At 70.0% G+C, this 18,786-nt stretch carries 20 protein-coding genes and 1 pseudogene; 15 read left to right on the top strand and 6 right to left on the bottom strand.

Translation table 11 applies throughout. The features are described from left to right. Window positions 1-58: 58 nt before the first annotated feature. Window positions 59-1,489, bottom strand: coding sequence for a pre-peptidase C-terminal domain-containing protein (locus ACZ7G1_RS16585; protein ID WP_470877300.1), 1,431 nt, complete (start codon window positions 1,487-1,489; stop codon window positions 59-61). A gap of 318 nt (window positions 1,490-1,807) precedes the next feature. Between ACZ7G1_RS16585 and ACZ7G1_RS16580 the strand changes: the two genes are divergently transcribed. From ACZ7G1_RS16580 to ACZ7G1_RS16555, 6 genes are all read left to right on the top strand, one after another. Beyond that, window positions 1,808-2,755, top strand: a complete 948-nt coding sequence (locus ACZ7G1_RS16580) for an ABC transporter substrate-binding protein (protein ID WP_470877301.1) — start codon at window positions 1,808-1,810, stop codon at window positions 2,753-2,755. Window positions 2,756-2,757: 2 nt separating this feature from the next. Next, window positions 2,758-3,720: an amino acid ABC transporter permease gene (locus tag ACZ7G1_RS16575; protein WP_470877302.1), complete on the top strand. Its 963-nt coding sequence runs from the start codon at window positions 2,758-2,760 to the stop codon at window positions 3,718-3,720. An 8-nt stretch (window positions 3,721-3,728) separates the two neighbouring features. After that, a complete protein-coding gene (locus ACZ7G1_RS16570; protein ID WP_470877328.1) occupies window positions 3,729-4,481 on the top strand; it encodes an amino acid ABC transporter ATP-binding protein in 753 nt (250 codons plus the stop codon). Further along, window positions 4,478-5,695 (top strand): M20 family metallopeptidase, encoded by a 1,218-nt coding sequence (locus ACZ7G1_RS16565; RefSeq protein WP_470877303.1) that lies wholly within the window; start codon window positions 4,478-4,480, stop codon window positions 5,693-5,695. Before ACZ7G1_RS16570 ends, ACZ7G1_RS16565 begins: the two co-directional genes overlap by 4 nt. 107 nt (window positions 5,696-5,802) lie before the next feature. Next, window positions 5,803-7,092, top strand: a complete 1,290-nt coding sequence (locus tag ACZ7G1_RS16560) for a cyanophycinase (protein WP_470877304.1) — start codon at window positions 5,803-5,805, stop codon at window positions 7,090-7,092. Window positions 7,093-7,120: 28 nt separating this feature from the next. After that, on the top strand, window positions 7,121-8,068 hold the full coding sequence (locus tag ACZ7G1_RS16555; protein WP_470877305.1) for an ABC transporter substrate-binding protein: 948 nt from the start codon (window positions 7,121-7,123) through the stop codon (window positions 8,066-8,068). Between the two features lie 16 nt (window positions 8,069-8,084). Here ACZ7G1_RS16555 and ACZ7G1_RS16550 read toward each other — a convergent pair whose 3' ends face one another. From ACZ7G1_RS16550 to ACZ7G1_RS16540, 3 genes are all read right to left on the bottom strand, one after another. Next, complete coding sequence (locus tag ACZ7G1_RS16550) at window positions 8,085-8,969, bottom strand: MurR/RpiR family transcriptional regulator (RefSeq protein WP_470877306.1); 885 nt, start codon at window positions 8,967-8,969, stop codon at window positions 8,085-8,087. Between the two features lie 238 nt (window positions 8,970-9,207). Then, complete coding sequence (locus ACZ7G1_RS16545; RefSeq protein ID WP_470877307.1) at window positions 9,208-9,858, bottom strand: fasciclin domain-containing protein; 651 nt, start codon at window positions 9,856-9,858, stop codon at window positions 9,208-9,210. Window positions 9,859-9,943: 85 nt separating this feature from the next. Next, window positions 9,944-11,527, bottom strand: coding sequence for a molybdopterin-dependent oxidoreductase (locus ACZ7G1_RS16540; RefSeq protein ID WP_470877308.1), 1,584 nt, complete (start codon window positions 11,525-11,527; stop codon window positions 9,944-9,946). 614 nt (window positions 11,528-12,141) lie between these two features. Between ACZ7G1_RS16540 and ACZ7G1_RS16535 the strand changes: the two genes are divergently transcribed. Next, window positions 12,142-12,315 (top strand): CsbD family protein, encoded by a 174-nt coding sequence (locus ACZ7G1_RS16535; RefSeq protein WP_470877309.1) that lies wholly within the window; start codon window positions 12,142-12,144, stop codon window positions 12,313-12,315. A 155-nt stretch (window positions 12,316-12,470) separates the two neighbouring features. Here the strand turns inward: ACZ7G1_RS16535 and ACZ7G1_RS16530 are convergent. Continuing rightward, a pseudogene (locus tag ACZ7G1_RS16530) lies at window positions 12,471-13,473 on the bottom strand (SRPBCC family protein). 3 nt (window positions 13,474-13,476) lie between these two features. Beyond that, on the bottom strand, window positions 13,477-14,274 hold the full coding sequence (locus ACZ7G1_RS16525) for a histone protein (RefSeq protein ID WP_470877310.1): 798 nt from the start codon (window positions 14,272-14,274) through the stop codon (window positions 13,477-13,479). Window positions 14,275-14,640: 366 nt separating this feature from the next. Between ACZ7G1_RS16525 and gvpO the strand changes: the two genes are divergently transcribed. From gvpO to ACZ7G1_RS16485, 8 genes are all read left to right on the top strand, one after another. Then, entirely contained in the window at window positions 14,641-15,060 is a 420-nt protein-coding gene (gvpO, locus tag ACZ7G1_RS16520) for a gas vesicle protein GvpO (protein ID WP_470877311.1), read from the top strand. Window positions 15,061-15,089: 29 nt separating this feature from the next. Next, entirely contained in the window at window positions 15,090-15,548 is a 459-nt protein-coding gene (gene gvpJ, locus ACZ7G1_RS16515) for a gas vesicle protein GvpJ (RefSeq protein ID WP_470877312.1), read from the top strand. A 3-nt stretch (window positions 15,549-15,551) separates the two neighbouring features. Then, a complete protein-coding gene (locus ACZ7G1_RS16510) occupies window positions 15,552-16,262 on the top strand; it encodes a GvpL/GvpF family gas vesicle protein (RefSeq protein ID WP_470877313.1) in 711 nt (236 codons plus the stop codon). 154 nt (window positions 16,263-16,416) lie between these two features. Continuing rightward, entirely contained in the window at window positions 16,417-16,659 is a 243-nt protein-coding gene (locus ACZ7G1_RS16505; RefSeq protein ID WP_470877314.1) for a gas vesicle protein GvpG, read from the top strand. 18 nt (window positions 16,660-16,677) lie between these two features. Then, window positions 16,678-17,139: a gas vesicle protein gene (locus ACZ7G1_RS16500; RefSeq protein ID WP_470877315.1), complete on the top strand. Its 462-nt coding sequence runs from the start codon at window positions 16,678-16,680 to the stop codon at window positions 17,137-17,139. Next, window positions 17,136-18,062 carry a GvpL/GvpF family gas vesicle protein gene (locus ACZ7G1_RS16495; protein ID WP_470877316.1) on the top strand — a complete coding sequence of 309 codons (927 nt, stop codon included), beginning with the start codon at window positions 17,136-17,138 and terminating at the stop codon, window positions 18,060-18,062. Before ACZ7G1_RS16500 ends, ACZ7G1_RS16495 begins: the two co-directional genes overlap by 4 nt. Beyond that, entirely contained in the window at window positions 18,059-18,268 is a 210-nt protein-coding gene (locus tag ACZ7G1_RS16490; RefSeq protein ID WP_470877317.1) for a gas vesicle protein, read from the top strand. The genes ACZ7G1_RS16495 and ACZ7G1_RS16490 overlap by 4 nt, the downstream gene beginning before the upstream one ends. Continuing rightward, complete coding sequence (locus tag ACZ7G1_RS16485) at window positions 18,265-18,672, top strand: gas vesicle protein K (RefSeq protein WP_470877318.1); 408 nt, start codon at window positions 18,265-18,267, stop codon at window positions 18,670-18,672. The genes ACZ7G1_RS16490 and ACZ7G1_RS16485 overlap by 4 nt, the downstream gene beginning before the upstream one ends. Window positions 18,673-18,786: the final 114 nt, after the last annotated feature.

The following is an 18,786-nucleotide window of genomic DNA, read 5'->3' as shown; positions in this document are numbered from 1 at the left end:
TGACCGGCAGTCGACTGCCGGTCAGTGCCACCGTGCGTCCTCGTGGAGTGCGGAGGGGTCAGCCCTTGGTCACGCCGCAGCTGTAGGAGGCGGTTCCCGAGCCGGCGTATGCCTCCAGTTCGAGGTAGTACGTGCCGGCGCCCGCGGAGGTGCGGGTGAACGAGATCGACTCGTCAGAGCCCGCGCCGTTGTTGACGGAGCGTTCGAGGGTGCTGCCGGTCGAGTCGAGCCAGTACAGGTCGGCGTCGTAGGCGCTGGGTACGGCGCAGTTCACCGAGGCGGTCTGGCCGGAGTTCAGGCTGACCTTGAAGTAGTCGCGGTCGGTCGTGGACTTCATGGATCCCGTGACGGTGCCGGGCGACGCGAGCGTCGTGGCGTCGTTGGCGGAGTCCCGGGTGTCGTTCGGCTCGGTCTCCGTCAGCGTGCCGCCGCCGCCCTGGCTGCCGCAGTTCGTCTGGGGGGTGCCGGTGTAGAGGTTGGCGTCGGCGACGCCGTTGTTCACGCTGCGGAGGTAGTAGCCGCAGGTGGGCCGGTTCTTGAAGTCGAAGGTCGAACCCGGCGTCAGGCGCCAGATCTTGAAGCCGGAGTACGTGAGGGGCTTGCGGTCGACGGCCTGCTCGGGCTGGTGGTCGGCGAGGACGACGTAGGCGTCCTTGCCGTACTGCGTGGCCATGCCGTTGCGGTCGAGGTACAGCGAGCCACCGCCCTCCTCGACGCCGACGCCCCAGGCCGCGCCGCCGGGGGCGAGACCGTCCTTCACCGCACGGGCGAGGAAGGACATGGTGCGGCCCATCCGGTCACGGGTCACGAAGTGGGAGTCGTTGACGACGCCTGCGTAGTTCGGCCACTGGAACATGCCGGTGGTGAAGCTGATGTACCGGTCGTAGGGGTTGGCGAGCGCCTCGGCGCTGGTGACGCTGCCGTTGCAGGCGTCGTAGACGATGGGGCTGTTGATGTGGTGGCCGGCGCTCCCGCCGCCGGAACCGCCGCCCTTGGCGACGACCGACTCGACGGAGGCCTCCAGCGCGGTGCCCTTCCACGCGGAGTACTTGCACTGGTCGCCGCCGGCGAAGTAGACGAACTCGGCGTTGCGCACGTCGGCGTTGACCTGGCTGTTGTTGCCGTCGTTGGCGGCGGTGAGCGTCCAGGTCGTACAGGAGTTCACGCCCGTCAGGGTCATGACCGTGTCGCACTCGGGCGTCGCGCTTCCCGAAGTCGGCGCCGAGCCCGCGAGTACGACCACGTCCATCGTTCCCGTGCCGCCGGTGATGTCGCTGACGGCCCGGCTCATGGAGGCGGGGATGACGGCTCCGGCGCCGTTCATGGTGAAGGCCGGCCCGTTCCAGGACGTCCGGCTGGTGTCCGAGGTGCTGCCGAGACGGATTCTGTTCGCGCTGGCGTGGACGGGCTCCTGGGCGGTGAGCGTGATGGCGACCGACAGCAGCGCGACCGTCGCGGCGGTGGTGCCGAGGGACAGGCGTGACGACATGGGGGCTCCTGGGGCAGGGGAAAGGGTGTCTCGTCGGTCGGCTGGATGTCGCTTGGCCGAGAGTCGATGAGATTGGTAGCGGAACTTACAAGTCATCGCGTCTGACGGGAAGATGTATGGCGACTTTGCTCAGTCATGGCCGTTCGTGAGCGACGAATCCGCAGTAAGGAGCCATGTAAAGGCGAGGAAGCGGCCGCGTTACGTGAACGTAATGTGAAGTACATCTAGGCAATCAACGGATTGATCTGTAACGTCACTGGCGTGCGGCTGACGGCTGGAATCCGTCGGCAGAGTTCCCCGTTGAGAGGTTCCACCGCGATGAACGCTCGCCTTGCCCACCGCGTCGTAGCCACCGCCCTGGCGGCCACGACCCTCGCCACGCTCTCCGCCTGCGGAGGTGGTGACGACACCGCCGCGGCAGTCGGCGGAAAGGTCGTCGTCGCCGGCGTGGAGATCAAGAAGGATCAGGCGCTCCACGACCTGCTTCCGGCCAAGGTCAAGAAAGCCGGTACCGTCCGGGTGGCGACCGATGTGCCCTACCCGCCGTTCGAGATGTTCGTGAAGGAGGGCGAGAGCGCCCTCACCGGCCTGGACTACGACCTGGGCCAAGCGCTCGGCGCGAAGCTCGGCGTCACCTTCGCCTTCACGCCGCAGAAGTTCGACGGGATCGTCCCGGCCATCCAGGCCGGCAAGTTCGACGTGGCGATGTCCGCCATCACCGACAACAAGGACCGCCAGAAGGTCGTCGACTTCGTCGACTACTCGCAGTCCGGTTCCGGCCTTCTGGTCGCCGATGGCAACCCCGGCAAGATCGGCACGCTCGACGACCTGTGCGGCAAGAAGGTCGCCGTCCAGGCCGCGACCCATCAGCTCGACCTGCTGAAGGCCCATCAGGACGCCTGCGGAAAGGCGGGTAGGGGGAAGATCGACATCCAGACCTTCCCCAAGGACTCCGACGCCCAGCTCGCCCTGCGCTCAGGAAAGGTCGTCGCCCAGGTCCTGACGAAGCCCGCCGCCGGCTGGGTCGCCAAGACCGCCGACGCCGGCAAGGCCTTCGACCTGGTGGAGGACCCGGCCGCGCCCGGCGGCTACGACGCCACTCCCAACGGCATCGCGATCAGCAAGCAGCTGCCCGAGCTGACGGACGCGATCCAGAAGGCGCTGCAGTCCCTCATCGACGAGGGCACCCTCCTGCGGATCTACAACAAGTACGGCGTCGGCTCCATTCTCGTGGGGGAAGCCACCAAGAACGCGTCGGTGGACTGAGCATGATCGACACCGAGTCTCCCACCGACCGCACGACCACCGGCGCGACGAACACGCGTGATCTGGAGATCGTTCCCGTCCGTGACTACGGCAGGTGGATCGCTGCCGTCGCCTCGCTCATGGCGCTGGTGGGCCTGATCGGCTCGCTGGCGAAGAACGACAACCTGCACTGGGACGTCGTCGGCGACTACCTCTTCGCCGACCTCATCTTCGACGGTCTGACCACCACGCTCTGGCTGACCGCCGCCGCCATGCTCCTGGGCCTGGGCCTGGGCACGCTGATCGCCGTCATGCGCCTGTCGGCCAGCCCCGTGCTGTACGGCCTGGCGAACGCCTTCGTCTGGGTCTTCCGCGGCACCCCCCTGCTCGTGCAGATCATCTTCTGGGGATACGCGGCGGCACTCTACAAGTACGTGAAGATCGGCATCCCCTTCACCGACGTCACCTTCTTCCAGGCCGAGACCAACACCCTGCTGACCCCGGCGATCGCGGCCCTCCTCGCCCTCGGGCTGAACGAAGCCGCCTACGCCTCCGAGATCGTCCGCGCCGGCATCCAGTCCGTCGACCCCGGCCAGGCCGAGGCCGCGCACTCGCTCGGCATGCGCCCCGCGCTCACCATGCGCCGGATCGTGCTGCCCCAGGCGATGCGCGTGATCATCCCGCCGATGGGCAACGAGACCATCAACATGCTCAAGATGACCGCACTGGTCTCGGTCATCTCCGCCCACGACCTGATGTCCAACATCCAGGACGTCTACGCCCAGAACTACCAGGTCATCCCCATGCTGATCGTGGCCAGCATCTGGTACCTGGCCCTCGTCACCCTCCTCAGCGTGCCCCAGGCATGGCTGGAACGACGCTACGGACGCGGCACCACCCGCGCCGGACACGTCTCGCCGTTCCGCCGCCTGCTCGGCGGAACCGTGGAGCGGCTCGGCAAGAAGAACAAGGAGCACAACCGATGAGCACCCCCATGGTGCGCGCCGAAGGTGTCCGCAAGCACTTCGGGAAGCTCGAAGTCCTCAAGGGCATCGACCTCACCGTCGAACGGGGGCAGGTCTGCTGCCTCCTGGGGCCCTCCGGCTCGGGCAAGTCCACCTTCCTGCGCTGCATCAACCACCTGGAGAAGGTCGACGGCGGCAAGCTCACCGTCGACGGGCAACTCGTCGGCTACCGCCAGCACGGCGACCAGCTCCACGAACTCCGGGAACGCGAGGTCGCCGAACGCCGCCGCGACATCGGCATGGTCTTCCAGCGGTTCAACCTCTTCCCCCACATGACCGCCCTGGAGAACGTCACCGAGGCACCCGTGAAGGTCGGCGGCGTGTCCAAGGCCGACTCCCGCGAGCAGGCCCACGCCCTCCTGGAGCAGGTCGGACTCGGCGACCGTGCCCACCACTACCCCGCCCAGCTCTCCGGCGGCCAGCAGCAGCGGGTCGCCATCGCCCGGGCGCTGGCCATGAAGCCCAAGCTGATGCTCTTCGACGAGCCGACCTCCGCTCTCGACCCCGAGCTCGTCGGAGACGTCCTGGACGTCATGCGGCAGCTGGCGGCCGGCGGCATGACCATGGTCGTCGTCACCCACGAGATCGGCTTCGCCCGGGAGGTCGGCGACACAGCCGTCTTCATGGACGAAGGAGTCGTCGTCGAGGCCGGCGATCCGCGCCAGGTCCTCGTCGAACCGGAGCAGGAACGCACTCGCGCCTTCCTGTCCAAGGTCCTGTGAGCGCGCCTCCGCGCCGGCGGCTCGCCGCGGAACTCCTCGACGGCGCCCGCTCCCTCCAGGCCCGCTACCTGCACGACCTCGAAGAGCTCGTCTCCATAGACTCCGGCTCGTACACGCCCCACGGAGTCAACCGGGTCGCCGACTGGGTCCAGAGCCGGCTCATCGGCATCGGATTCGCCGTCGAGCGCGTGACCTTTCCGCCGGGGCGCCAGGGCTTCCAGGCGGGTGACGCCCTCGTCGCCCGTAAGAAGGGCGCCCTCGCGGGGTCCGACGGCGGCCAGCGGATCCTCCTCGCCGGCCACATGGACACCGTCTTCGAGGAGGGGACCGCGGCCGCGCGTCCCTTCGGTCTGACCGGAAGCATCGCCAACGGCCCCGGGGTCAGCGACGACAAGGGAGGCCTGCTCGCAGGCCTCACGGCCCTGGAACTCCTCCACCAGCACGGAGTGGACACCTACGACGAACTCGTCCTCCTCGCCACACCAGACGAGGAGATAGGCTCGCCCGCCAGCCGGGAGCTCATCGAGGAGACAGCCCGCGGCATGCACTACGGGCTCGGCCTCGAATGCGCCCGGGAGAACGGTGACCTCGTCATCGCCCGCAAGGGCGTGGCCGACTTCCGCCTCACGGTCTCGGGGCGCGCCGCCCACGCCGGGATCGAACCGGAGCGCGGAGCGAACGCCGCACTGACCGCGGCCCACCTCGTCGTGCGGATCCAGGCCCTCAACGGGCACTGGGACGACGTCACCGTCAACGTCGGCGTGGTACGCGCCGGGACCAGGGCGAACATCGTCTGCCCCGAGGCCGAACTGCGCATCGAGGTCAGGGCCGCCACGACAGCCGACGTACGGCGCGTCACCCGGGCCATCCAGGAAATCGCCGACCACCCCGTGGTGCCCGGCACCACGGTCGAGGTCGAGCAGCTCGACCTGTGCCCTCCGATGGAGGACACCCCCGTCTCGCGCCGCATGCTCGACCACGCCTGCCGGGCCGCCTCCGCCGTCGGCGTCTCGCTCGGCGCCGCGGCCACCGGGGGAGTGGGCGACGCCAACCTGATCGCCGGCATGGGCGTACCCATCCTGGACGGCCTGGGCCCCATCGGGGGCGCCGACCACAGCCCGCAGGAATGGCTCGACGTCTCCAGCGTCCCGCACCGCATCGCGCTGCTCGCCGATCTGGTCGCCTCGCTCGGCGACGCGCGCAACTCCGCCTGACCCCGCAGTCCCTCCGGCGCCGCCTCCCCGCGCGATGCCGGAGGCGACCGGGCCCGAAGCCGGCCGACGGGCCCCGTCACCCCACCACCTCACCCATGGAGAGCCCCATGCGCGCACATTCCGGCACGCCACGCCGCACCGTCCTCGCGGGCAGCATCGCCCTCGCCCTCCTCGCCACCGCTCCCACGGCGCACGCCCTGAGCGAGCGCCCGCGGCAGCCGCACGGCTCCCTGGTCCTCGTCGGCGGCGGTCTGAAGGACGACAACAAGCAGGTGTACGGGGAGATCATCAAGCGGGCCGGCGGCCCTGCCGCCCGCATCGGCGTCATCACCGCCGCGTCCGTCCCCGAAAGCCAGGACCCCCACGCGGGCGACCCCGAACGGTGCAGCAACTCAGCCTGCAACGGCGCCTACTACGCCGACCTCTTCAAGCGCCACGGCGCCGCGGACGCCCAGTGGATCCCCCTCGACATCGACCACGTCGCGAACGCCGACTCCGACGCCGTCGTCGCCCGGATCAACTCCATGAGCGGCTTCTTCTTCGGCGGTGGCGACCAGTACCGCTACCTCACCACCCTCCTGCACGGCGACCGGCACACCGACTCCAAGGTCCTCGCCGCCATCCGCGCCAAGCTCGCCCACGGCGCCGTCGTCTCCGGCTCCTCCGCCGGCGCGCAGATCGCCTCCGGCGCCGACATGGTCAGTGGCGGCGAATCCTACGAGGGCCTCCGCGACGGCAGCGCCCCCGGCTACTACGAGGACCCGGCCCGGCTCGCCTACATCCCCGAGGGAGGCTTCGGCTTTCTGCGCTCCGGACTCATCGACACCCACACCGGAGCCTACGGCCGCGAAGGACGGGCGCTGCGCCTCGCCGCGGACACCGGGCACGACCGCGTCTACGCTCTTGAGGAGAACACCGCCCTGGTCGTCGACGATCCCGGCACCCCGCGCGAGCACCTCACCGTGCTCGGGCCCAACGGCGTCGCCGTCCTCGACCTGCGCGGCGCCCGCGCGCACACGTCCGCCGCCGGCTGGACCCTGCGCGGCGCCCGCTACACCTACCTCACCGACCACGACCAGTACGACGCCCGTACCTGGGCCCCCCGGCCCGCACCGGGCAAGCGGCCCCTGCACCCCGTGAGCACGACCCCGGTGCCCGCCAACACCGACGTCTTCTACTCCTCCGCCAACCCGGACGGCACCCCCTACTCCTTCCGCACCACCGCCCGCGCGCTCGCCTCGACCCGCGCGCAGAACACCGCGACCGCCACCACCTTCGAGTCCGGCCCGCGCTTCGACGTCACCTTCGGCAAGGTCGGAGGCTTCTCCGCCTGGACCGGTGACGGCGCCACCGCGCAGACGCTGATCGGGATGAGGATCAGCATCACGCCCAGGTAACCCCACGCCCACCGAAGGAAGAACCGTCATGCGCTCGCACGTCACTCAAGCCGTCGTCCTCACCGCGGTCGCCGCCCTGGCCGTGTCCGCCTGCACCACCGGCACCACCACCGCCGACTCCCGGCCGACGGCCGGCCCCGTCGCCGTACTGCCGGACCTCACGGTCGAGCCCGACCCGAGGCTCCACGCGATGCTCCCCGAGAGCATCCGGACCACGAACACGGTACGCGTGGCCACGGACATCCCCTACCCGCCCTTCGAGATGTACGCGAACGAGGGCAGCAAGCAGATCACCGGCATCGACTACGACCTCGGGCAGGCCATCGGCGCCCGGCTCGGCGTGCGGTTCGACTTCAAGGCGCAGAAGTTCGACGGCATCCTCCCCGCCGTCCAGGCCGGCAAGTTCGACGCCGTGATGTCCGCGATGACCGACAAGAAGGCGCGGCAGAAGTCCGTCGACTTCGTCGACTACCTCAACGCGGGGCCCGGCTGGCTGGTCGCCAAGGGCAATCCGGCCGGGATCACCGTCGTCACCGACGTGTGCGGGAAGCCGGTCGGCGTGCAGACGGGCACCAACCACCAGAAGCTCCTGCAGCAGCGTCAGCGGCTCTGCGAGGCGAAGGGCCTCCCGCCCATCCGTATCCTCACCTTCTCGAAGGACTCCGAGGCCCAACTCGCCCTGCGCAGCGGCAAGGTCGTCGCCGACTACCTGGACGAGGTCACCGCCGCGTACGTCGCCTCCACAGCGGACGGCGGCAACGCCTTCTCCACGGTGACGGGCCGAGCCGCCGTCGGCGAGTACAGCGCGTCACCCATGGGGATCGGGATATCCAAGGACCAGGCCGGCCTCAAGGAAGCGGTGCGGGCCGCGCTGCAGTCGCTGATGGACGACGGCTCCTACCGGAAGATCCTCGACAAGTACGAGGTCCCGAACATCGCGATCCCGAGGGCCACGGTCAACGGAGCTCTCGACTGATGCCGGACCGCCTCCCTCACAGCAGCCCGGTGCGCCGCGCGACGGCCTCGGCGTCCTTCATCCGCTGGTGCGCCTCGGAGCCCAGCTCGCCCAGGGTGGAGGCGACGAGGGACTCGATGAGCGCGAGGGTGGGCGTGAGACTGTCGTAGGGGGAGGCGGAGTTCACCTGGCTGGTGAGAACGACGTCGGCGTGGCTGGCGCTCGGGGACAGCCACGGATCGGTGAAGACGATCACCTTCCCGCCGCGTTCCCGCGCCAGCTCCGCGATGACCGCCTTGTCGGCCTCGTAGCGCCGGTAGTCGAAGATGACCGTCACGTCGCGGCGCGCCAGCTGTGTCAGGAACGCCGCCCGCTCGACGTCCCGCTCCGGGACGAAGGCGACCTGATCGCGGAACTGCATCAGGTGGAGCCCCAGATACTCCGCGAGCAGGTGGGTGAAGCGCCCGCCGGTGAGGTGGATCCGACGGCGCGGGTCGCTCAGGAGCTTGACCGCGAGGCCGAACTCATGGGGGGAGACCTCACGGAAGGTCTGGGACAGGGCCTGCTGTACGAGAGTGAGCGACTGCCCCGCGACCGGCTCGCCGTCGTCGCCTCCTTGCCCGGCGGACGGCTCCTGCGCCTTCGCCGAACCCGCGCTCTCGTACAGGGTGATCGGTGAGGCGTGCCGCGCCTCGAGCTCGGCACGCAGGGCCGCCTGCAGGTCGGGGAAGCCGCGGTAGCCGAGCCGGGAAGCACAGCGGAGCACGGTGGGGGCGGACACGGAGGCGCGCTCCGCGATCGTGGCGACCGTCTCGAAGATCGCCGCGGGATATCCGGCCAGCAGGACCCGCGCGACCTTGCGCTCGGCAGGGCTGAGCTCCCCGAGTCGACTGCGGATCTCGTCGGCCAGTGTGCCGCCCATGTCGGTCCCTCCTACCCGCAGCGCCGGCTCCGGCGAGCGTCCGTGGTCTCGGGCCGTCCGGCCGCCCATCGCTACAGAAACGGCCTACCCGGTGCCCGAATGTACCGCACGTTACACGGACGGGTGAAGTCACCACATCGACCATGCCGCCGTCATGCCATGCCATGCCAGTGGCCCTGCACCCTCCCGCGGAGGGAGAGTGCAGGGCCACCGTGGTGTGCGGACCGTGTGCGATGGGCTACTTGGGCATGAGGACGGTGTCGACGATGTAGACGTTGGCGTTGGCGGTCTTCACGTTGCCGCAGACGACCTTGGAGACGTCGTTGACGGTGTAGTTCTCGCCGGAGCCGGTGGTCGTGATCATGCCCTTCTGGAGGGTCTCGAAGCTGCCGTTCTCCAGCTGCTCGGGGGCGAGCTTCTGGCCGACGACGTGGTAGGTGAGGATCTTGGTGAGGGTGGCCTTGTCGGCGAGGACCTTGTCGAGGTCGGCCTTCGGGATCTTGGCGAAGGCGTCGTTGGTCGGGGCGAAGACGGTGATGTTCTCGGCGTTGTTGAGGGTGTCGACGAGTCCGGCCTGCTTGACGGCGGTCACGAGGGTGGACAGGGCCGGGTTGTTCGACGCGGCGGTGGCGACCGGGTCCTTGGCCATGCCGTCGAAGGAGCCCGCGCCCTCCTTCGGCACCCCGGCGCAGGCCGGGCCGAAAGGCTGGTCGTCGGTCATGTTGTCGCCTGCGGGGGTGCTCTCGCTGGTCTTCGCACCGTTCTCGGCGCCCGCGCTCGGGGCGGCCTTGGTGTCGCTGCCGGAGTCGGAGCACGCGGCCAGGGAGAAGGGCAGCGTGGCTGCGGCGACGACGGCGATCGCGGTGCGGCGGATCTTCATGCTGTTCATGACCAGTTGCTCCTTGGGAATTTCTCTGGGGATGGAGGTGGTTGGTTGTGCTGCCCGGTGAGTGCCTTGCGGCCGTCCGGGTGGTCTAGGGGACGGTGACGAAGACGCTGTGCCAGCCGCTCGCTCCGTCGGGGATGGTCCGGGTGCGCTGTTCGGTCTGGACCTGGCCGGTGCCGTCGGTGGCGCGGACGGTGATGGTGTGTCCGCCGGGGGTGGCGTTCCAGCGGTAGGACCACTGGCGCCAGGTGTCGACGCCGACCTGGGCGGCGAGGTCCGCGTCCTGCCAGGGGCTGTCGTCGACGCGGATCTGGACGCGGGTGATGCCGCGGCGCTGGGCCCAGGCGACACCGGCGATGGTGACGGTGCCGGCGGCGGGGCGGGCGAAGGGCTTGGGAGTGTCGATACGGGCCTGGGTCTTGATGGGCGCGCGGCGTGCCCATGTGCGCTTGACCCAGTAGGGGTCGTAGGCGTCGAAGGTGGTGAGTTCGATGTCCTCGATCCACTTGCAGGCCGAGACGTAGCCGTAGAGGCCGGGGACGAGCATGCGGACGGGGAAGCCGTGGTCGAAGGGGAGCGGCTCGCCGTTCATACCGACCGCCAGGATGGCGTCCCGGCCGTCCATCAGATCCTCGACGGGCGATCCGAGCGTCATGCCGTCCACGGAGCGGGCCACCAGCTGATCCGCCGGGCCGCCCTTCGACGGCGGCCGGACGCCGGCTTCCTCGAGGAGGCCGGCGAGGGGTACGCCGAGCCAGCGGGCGTTGCCGATGTAGGGGCCGCCGACCTCGTTGGAGACGCAGGTCAAGGTGATGTCGCGCTCGATGAGCGGGCGGGCGAGGAGCTGGTCGAGGGTGTAGGTGCGGGGGCGGGCGACGCCCTTCCCGTGGATCCGCAACCGCCAGGTGCCGGCGTCGACCTTGGGCACGGTCAGGGCGGTGTCGACGCGGTAGAAGTCGGAGTTGGGGGTGGTGAAGGCCGTGATGCCCGGCACCTTCAGCTGGACACCGGCCGGGACGGCGGGGGCCGGGGAGGAGGGCTCGGGCAGGACCAGGTCCTCGCGGGAGGCGACGGCGCCTTGGCCTTGCCGGCCGGTGAAGTAGCGGCCCAGTGCGCCGGCCGAGGTAGCGGCGACGGCGGTCACACCGGCCGCGGTGAGGAACCCGCGACGGTTCCACGCCCCGGGGGCCGTCTGACCCTCCGGACCGTCAGGGGTGGGAACGGGGGCGGCTGCGGTCGCCAGCACGTACAGGGCGACAGCTCCCGCGACCGCTCCGGCGATCGAGGGCAGTACGTCTCCGGCGCCGGTGGAGTCCGGACGGCTGAGAGCCGCGGCGGCGCCGACGATCCCGAACAGCAACACCCCCGCGGCACCGGCGCGACGGTACGACAGGGCGAGGACGCCGAGACCGATGGCGATGAGCGCGAGAACCGCGAGGATGCCCAGCTGGAGAACGATCTTGTCGTCCTCTCCGAACGTGCGGATCGCGAAGTCCTTCACCGCGGCAGGCGTCCGGTCGATCACCGCTTCGCCCACCACAGTCACCGGCCCGGCCGCGGGCCGGACCAGTCCGGCCACCAGCTCGGCCACTGCCAACGCCGTGAACGCGGCCAGGAGTCCAGCCAGCGCGCCGAGTGCGGCGCGGACGAGTTTGCTGCGGAGGCTGCTCACGTTGCTGCATTCGGCAGCCCTCGCCCGGCGGATGGGTCCAACCCTCGAAAGAGTGAACTCCCTTGCCGGTGTTGCCCCACAGCGCGGGCGTGGAGGCGTCGGCGCGGCCAGTGGTAACCAGCCCTCAGCGGACCCGGCCCCCGGCCGACGAGCCGCGCAGCCGGGCCACCGTGTGCCGGGCGCGGGTGGGCTGGCGGTGCCGGGGGCGGCCGGCAGGGCCTGGTGGAGAGGGACGCCGGTCGGGGCGAGCGGCGGCTCCAAAGCCGCTCCGGCGGCGAGGAGGACGAGCCAGCCGCTCCAGCCCCGGCGCGGCCGGTGCTCGAGCGCACGAGCCGACCGGTCCCACCCGTCACCGGGTGTGCCCGCGTGTGGCCGCGGCACGCTGCTGTTCACCCGGCGGGAGACCGGCCGTTCGGCGAGCTCCTCGCGGGCGCGGGCGGTTCGGGGGTCAGGGCTCCGTTGACGGCCTTGCCCTGGACGGTACGTGCGTCCGGGGCACGCCTGACCCGGCGCTCAGGTCATCGACTGCCATCAGCGTGATCGCCGCGCGGTTTCAGTGTGTTTTTCCGGGATCTGCGGGTAGCGGACCGGTAGTTCCTTTGGAGGCGACTGGGATGGCCACAGGCAAGAAGGTCAAGAACATGGGCAAGACCGTCAAGGGCAAGACCAAGGAGGTCACCGGCAAGGCCGTCGGCAACGAGAGCCTTGAGGCGAAGGGCCGCGCCGAGCAGGTCGCAGCAGATGCCAAGCAGACCGTGCAGAAGGGGAAGGACACCCTCAAGCACTGACCGAGGGCGGCACTGAGAAGGCCGACGGCTCTGGCCGTCGGCCTCTCCATGACCCTCCCCGTGCCCCTCGGTGCCCCCGTGCCCCTCGGCGGGCGGGAACGGCTGTGGCCGCGCAGCGCCGGCGCGGCCACACGCGTGAGGATCGATCCGCTGACTCAGCGTCGACGCCCTGTCGGGGCGGGCTCCTCTTCGTCGTAGGCGTCTTCCTCGTACTCTCCGTCCTCTGCGTCCTCTCCGTCCTCTTCGTACTCCCCAGCCCCTTCGTCCTCCTCGCCGGAGTACTCCTCCTCAGGCTCTTCACCCTCTTCCTCCCAGCCTTCCTCCGTCGACTCCTCGTCGCCTTCGGACCCCTCCTCCTCGACGGCCTCCTCGTGGGTGACGACGACCTCGCCGTCCGCGATCTCCCCGCGCCAGCCCTCCGGCTCCTCCGTGGTGAGGGTGACGAAGCGGCCGAAGTTCTTCAGGTCCAGGCGCATGCGCCGGCCCTGGGCGCGCCACAGGTTGCCGGTCTTCTCGAAGAGCCCGGCCGGGTAGTACTCGACGACCAGGAGGATGCGCGTGAGGGAGGGGGCGAGTTCGTGGAAGCTGACGCAGCCGCGCGTCGACCCCTTGGGCCCGTCGGACGTCCAGACGATTCGCTCGTCAGGTATCTGTTCCTGGACGGTGGCTTTCCAGTTGCGGGTGGACGGGCCGACCTTGACCTTCCAGTCGCTGGTCGTCTCATCACCTTGTGAGACTTGCCGGACGCCCTTGGCGAAGCTGCTGAAGTTCTCGTACTGAGTCCAGTGGTCGTAGGCGGTGCGCAGCGGCACACCCACGTCGATGGCCTCGATGATGTTCATGGCCTTGGCACCGGCCTTGCGGCCCTTCTTCTTGCCGCCGAGCAGTCCCGAGTCCTTGACCTTGTCCTTCAGTTCGCCGAACGTATGCCCGAGCACGGCCTTCACAGGGGAGTCCCCCCTTGAGCAGGCGGCCGCCGAGATCGCCGAGACCGCCGCCGTTCTCCGCGACGTCGTAGAGCCCGTCGGTCACTTCGCCCAGCTTGTCCACTGCCTTGTCGGCGACGCGGTCCGCCTGCGTCGCCAGATACGCGGACGCTTCGTCCATGAGCCGGTCGAACCCGGAGCGGGTACCGCCGGCCGCATGTTGGGTGGCCATGGCCTACCTCCCCGTGGTCGACTTGCGGCGGGCCGTCTTGGCCGTGGTGGTCTTCTTCGCCGCCCGTTTCGACGCGGGAGCGCGCCCGGCGCCTGCCGCCGTCGTCCGCTTGGCCGTGGTCTTCTTCGCGGCCGTCTTCTTGGCCGGTGTCTTCTTCGCGGCCGGCTTCGAAGCCGTCTTCTTGGCGGCCGTCTTCTTCGCGGCGGGGGCCGGTTTGGCTGAGGAGCTGCGCTTTGCCGCGCTCGATGTGCGCTTCTCTGTCGCCCCGGCGCCTGCCTTGCGGGCGGAAGTACTCGATGCGGTGCTTGAGGTCCTCTTCGCGGCGGCCGTCCTCTTCGTGGCGGCCGTCTTCTTCGCGGGGGTCGCCTTGCGGGCCGGGGCACGGCCCTGGGCCGCCTTGGACGAAGCTGTGGAAGCGGGGCGGCGGGCGGGTCGGCGCCGAGGTGGTGGTGCTTCCTCTTCCTCCTCCTCGTCCCCCTCGCCCTCCTCTTCGTCTTCCTTCTCCTCTTCTTCCTCGGCGGAGGATTCTTCGGGGCCGAGATCCTCGTCCTCCTCAGGTCCCTCCTCGTCCTCATACGGCTCCTCGCCGTCTTCGGGCTCCTCCTCGTAGCCGCCTTCCTCGTCCTCGTACTCCTCTTCCTCCTCGGACTCCTCGTCGCCCCTGCCCAGGGCGAGGGTGTGTTCGCGGAGCGAGTCGGCGAGATCGGCCATCCGGCGGTTCGCGGTCGCTACCAGGGCCTTGCGTCCGGCGTCGAGCGCCTCTCCCTTGATCTGCTCTCCGAGCTCTGCCACCTGCGGCATCTCGCTCAGCTTCTTCAGGCCCTGCGTCGCGATCTCCTTCGGATCCAGGCCGAGACGGCGCCCCGCGGCGTAGGTGATCAGGCTGAAGGCGAGGCGTCCCTTCTTCGCCCGGCCCAGTACCTAGCCTCCGGCGACCGCGGCCGCCAGGGCGATCTTGGTCGTGTCCTCCATGGGCCCTTCCCTTCTCCTGGCGGCTCGCCAATGGCCCGGCGGCCATACACCGCTTTCACCTCACCACTGGACTGCTCGTCCTGGTGCCAGATATGCGCGGAAGGTGCCGAAAATAGAAATGTCATACGAATTGATGCGTTTGCTGGCGATCTCGCGGGGCAGGCGTACGGATCAGTTCGCGAGGGGAGCAGGTCCATGGCCGCAGAGAAACCGGCCCGCAGCCGGCGCGCTCCGGCAGACCAGGAGGAGGCTCAGGACAGCGACGTACGCGCTGACGGGCAACCTCGGAAGCCCGCCGCGCGCAAGGCTCCCGCCCGTAAGACACCCGCGCCCAGGGCAGCTGCGCGGCGTGGGGCGACGGGCGCGGCAGCGGCGATCCGCGCGGCGGTGGAGCAGCTGTCGGCGCTGCTGGGGCGCGTCCCGGAGTCGGTTTCTTCCCTGCGGCCGAGCGAGGACGGCTGGGAGGCTCAGGTCGAGGTGGTCGAGGTGGAGCGGATCCCGGACACCACCAGCATCCTGGCCAGCTACAAGGTCGTCCTCGGCGAGGAAGGCGAGCTGATCTCGTACGAGCGGACCCGGCGCTACAGCAGGGGCATGATCGACCGGCCGACCTGACCGGGTCGGCCCCAGGGAGGGAAGCGGCCATGACCGTGGTGCCGCAGGGCGGAAGCAACGTCAGCAGAAGTGCCGGTGGAGGCACGAGCCTCTATGACGTCCTGGAGCTGATCCTTGACCGCGGTCTCGTGATCGATGTGTTCGTCCGGGTCTCTCTCGTCGGCATCGAGATCCTGAAGATCGACGCACGGATCGTCGTGGCCAGTGTCGACACCTATCTGCGCTTCGCCGAAGCCTGCAACCGTCTCGACCTGGAATCTGGCCGGAAGGCCCCCGCTCAGTTGACCGACGTCGTCGGAAACGCGGTGGAGAGCGGGGCTGCCGGCAAGTCCAAGGGAGCCATCAGCGGCGTCGTGGACGCTGTGACCCAGTCGCTCACCGGCGGCACGTCCGACGAGGAGGAAGAGTCGGAAGAGGAACCGGAAGAGGAAGAGGCTCCCCGCCGCCGACGGCCTGCGCGGCGCCCCGCGCGCCGAGAGAGGGAGTAGACGATGCCTCTCTACGTGTACTCCATCACCCATGCCACGCATCCGTGCCGCCTGGACGGGCTGACCGGCGTCGGGGCCGAACCCGCTCCGGTGCGTGCCATCACGGCCGGGCAGCTGCGCGCGGTCGTCTCGGACGTCGAGGAGGAGATACGGCCCAAGCGCCGAGACCTGGCCGCCCACCAGGAGGTGCAGGAACGGCTCATGGCCGACGGATCGGTGCTGCCGCTGCAGTTCGGATACACAGCCCCCGATGATCAGGCGGTCGCGCAGGTGCTCCAGGAGCGTGCGGATGCCTACCTGGACGCACTGGTGCGGCTGCGGGGCTGCGCCGAATTCCACGTGAGGGCCTCTCGGGACCAGGACACCCTCCTGCGGGAGATCCTCCAGGACTCGGACCGGGCGCGATCGCTCAACGACCGGATCCGGGGCGGCGACGCCGACCCGCGGCTACCGCTGGAGCTGGGGGAGATCGTCGCCGCCGAAGTGCAGGCGAGGCAGGAATCCCTGGCCGCCGAACTGGCCCAGCCGCTGGTCTCCCTCGCGGAGGATCACCGTGCCCACGCTCCGGCCGACGGCGACCTCCTCAACCTCTCGCTCCTGGTCCGAGACGACGCCCAACACGACTTCCTCCAGGCAGAGGCCCGGCTCACCGAGCGGGTCGAGGGCGTCGAGTTCCGCTTCAACGGACCGATGCCGCCCTACAGCTTCGTGTAGCCGGACCGATGCCTGGCCGGGCGGGCCGGAAGGCCGGACGGGGAGCGGGGGAGAGCTGGACGAGCAACGGGGGAGGGCCGGCCGGGCGGGAAGCCGGGCACTGGCCGGGCGACCGGGCTCGGCACGAAGGGCGCGACGAGGAGGAGAGATGGGGATGCTGACCAAACTGCTGGGCGCGCCACTGCTCCCCATGCGACTGGTGACGTGGGCGGCGCAGCAGGCTCTGGACCAGGCCGAGCAGGAGTACTACGACCCCTCGCCCGTCTACTCGGCCCTGGCCGAGCTCGAACGCGAACTACGGGACGGGGAGATCGACCAGGCCGAATTCGACCGCCAGGAGGACGAACTCCTCGACCGGCTCGACGAGATCGCGAGCTTCCGACAAGGCCGTACGTGACCGAGGAGGCCGCGAACCGTGACTGACCCGCTTGCCCACCGGATCGCCCCCTTGCCGTCCCGGGCGGCATCGGCTTCGTACCCGCCGTCCTCATCGGCGAGCCTGGCGGACATCCTCGAACGCGTCCTGGACAAGGGCATCGTGATCGCCGGAGACATCCGCATCAACCTCCTCGACATCGAGCTGCTGACGATCAAGCTGCGGATTCTGATCGCGTCCGTGGACAAGGCCAAGGAGATGGGCATCGATTGGTGGGAGCACGACCCCTCGTTGTCCTCCCGCCACAGCGGCGGCCCCCTGGCGGAAGAGAACCGCCGCCTGCGCGCCGAGCTGGATGCCCTGCGCCGCGACCGCCTCGAAGGCCGGCCGCTCACGGAGGAGAGCCCCGAGCGCGACGAGACGACGCGACCCCGCGAGAGCCCCGAGCGCGACGAGGCGACGCGACCCCGCGCCGCCAGGCGGCAAAGGCCCGCACCATGACCGGCGGGCCGAGCCTCACCTACGTCTATGCCGTGGCCGCCGCCGGCCCGTGGCTCGACGGACTGCCGGCCGACCTGCGCGGCGTAGGCGACGCGCCGGTCACCTTGCTCTCCCCAAGTACCTTTCCGTCCGGCCCGACCTTCGTCATCAGTCGGGTCCCCGCTGACGAGTGGGGGGAGGAGGCCATCAGGTCCCGCTTCGAAGACCTCGCCTGGCTCGAGGAGACCGCCAGGGCCCATCACCATGTCGTTCAGGTCCTGATGGAGGACACGGTCGTCCTGCCCCTGCGGCTGGCGACCCTCTACCAGAACGACGACCGCGCCCTGGAGGCCCTGCGCGAGCAGCAAGACGCCTTCGCGGCCCGGCTGGCACTCCTGAACCGCCACACCGAGTACGGAGTCAAGATCTACGTGGTCCCCGAGGCAGAGTCGTCCGACGCGCCCGCGGGTAGCTGCGCTCAGCCCGCCGGCTCCCCCGCTGCTGCAGAGCCGAGCCCCGGGAAGGCCTATCTGCAAGCCCGCCGGGCCCAACGCCGTGCCAGGGAGGACCGCTATCTGCAAACGAGGCAGGCGGCGGACCGTATCGCCGCCGCGGCGGCGCGGCACGCCACCCAGACCGTCCGTCACCCCCCGCAGACCGGACCGCTCACCCGCCGCGAGGACGGTGAGAACGTCCTCAACGACTCCTATCTCGTCCCCGACGATCAGACCGAGGACTTCCGCATCGCTCTCCAGGAGGCCGGCCAGGACCTGCCAGGCATCCGCATCGAAGTCACCGGTCCGTGGGCGCCGTACTCCTTCGCCACGCTCGCGGCCCAGCCACCGCTCCCGGCCAGGGAACAGCCCACGGACCAGCCCGCCCCGCCCAGGGCCGCGCCCACGGACCAGCCCACCGAGACGGACTTCCCCGGCGCACGATCATGACGCGCGCGGAACGCGACGAACCCCTGCCAGGTCGGCAGATCGCCCTCGTGGACCTTCTCGACCGGCTCCTGGCCGGTGGGGTGGTCATCACCGGAGACATCGTGCTGACCATCGCGGACATCGATCTCGTACGCATCTCCCTGCGCGCACTCATCACCTCTGTCACCGCCACCGACGACCCCTTCGCCTCGGGTGACCGGCCATGAACGACGATCGCACTCCTCGCACCCCCCAAGCGCGGCGACGCGACCTGGGAGACGTCGGCGCTGACCTCGCCCAGGCCTTCCGGCTGGTACAGGCCCCGCCGGAGACTCCCGGCGGGCCCAGCCTCCCGGCCCACCGCATGCGCACCGATCCCGAGACGGTCGGTGAGGACCTGCTCAAGCTCGTCCTCACCGTCGTGGAGCTCCTGCGCCAGCTGATCGAACGCCAGGCCCTGCGCCGCGTCGACTCGGGCGATCTCACCGACGCACAGGAAGAGGAACTCGGAGCCACCCTCCTCGCCCTGCACGAGCGCATTAGCGACCTGTGCGCCGAGCACGGATACCGCCTCGAAGACCTCAACCTCGATCTCGGACCTCTCGGTCACCTGCTGCCCCCCGCACGGTGAACGTGGCGGGGGGGGGGGGGGGGGGGGGGGGGGGGGGGGGGGGGGGGGGGGGGGGGGGGGGGGGGGAGGGGGGGAGGGGGGGGGGGGGGTGGGGGGGGGGGGGTGAGGAGGAGG

Source organism: Streptomyces sp. NPDC037273 (assembly GCF_055603625.1).
Note: the sequence above shows the minus strand (reverse complement) of the source record. Positions and strands in the feature narration are given on the sequence as shown.